We start from the raw sequence: 681 nt of genomic DNA, 5'->3' as shown, positions 1-681 counted from the left end.
TCTGGAGGAAGTCCATCGTCAGGTCGTCGCGGCGGCCCTGACTGGCAATCGAGAGGTCGTACCAGTTTTCGCCGACCTGCTCGCGCTCGCCGAAGCCGAACGCCTCTTCGTAGCCATCGCGGAGCGATTCGAGGAACGTCCCGATGACGTTGCGGGCGCTCTCGGCACGGGAATCGTCCACGTCTTCCAACTCGTTCATGGCGCTTTCGAGGGTGTTTTCGGTGAGTGAGCGACTGGCGTGGTCGCGGGCGGCCCCCTCGATGTTGTGCGCCTCGTCGAAGACGGTGATGATGTCTTCGGGGTCGCGGTCTAACCACCGGAAGAACTCCTCGCGTATCATCGGGTCGAGCAGGTGGTGGTAGTTGCAGACGACGAGGTCGATGCCCTCCATGCCCTCCTTGAGTAGCTCGTAGCCGCAGAGGTTCTGCTTCCCGGCGTACTCGAAAATCTCGTCGTGCGTCCGCACGTCGTCGAACAGCCACTGGAAGAACTCGTCGGTGTTCCGCGCGAGGTTGTTGTAGTAGTGCTCGCAGTAGTTGCCCTCCTTCAACTCCTCCAGCTCGTCGTCGATGCTGTCGAGTTCGTCCGTGACGGCGCTCCGCGCGTCGGCCGCGCCGGACTCGCCCTCGCGCATCCCGTCGAGGAGCGACTGCGCCTGCTCGGAGAGTTCTGCCCTGTCGG

At 63.4% G+C, this 681-nt stretch carries 1 pseudogene; it reads right to left on the bottom strand.

The features are described 5' to 3' along the window. A pseudogene (locus D3D02_RS18270) lies at positions 1-681 on the bottom strand (ATP-dependent DNA helicase); the annotation flags it as partial.

The sequence above is a fragment of the Halobellus sp. Atlit-38R genome (assembly GCF_003665925.1).
Taxonomy (GTDB): domain Archaea; phylum Halobacteriota; class Halobacteria; order Halobacteriales; family Haloferacaceae; genus Haloquadratum; species Haloquadratum inordinatus.
This window is presented reverse-complemented; position numbering and strand designations above follow the sequence as displayed.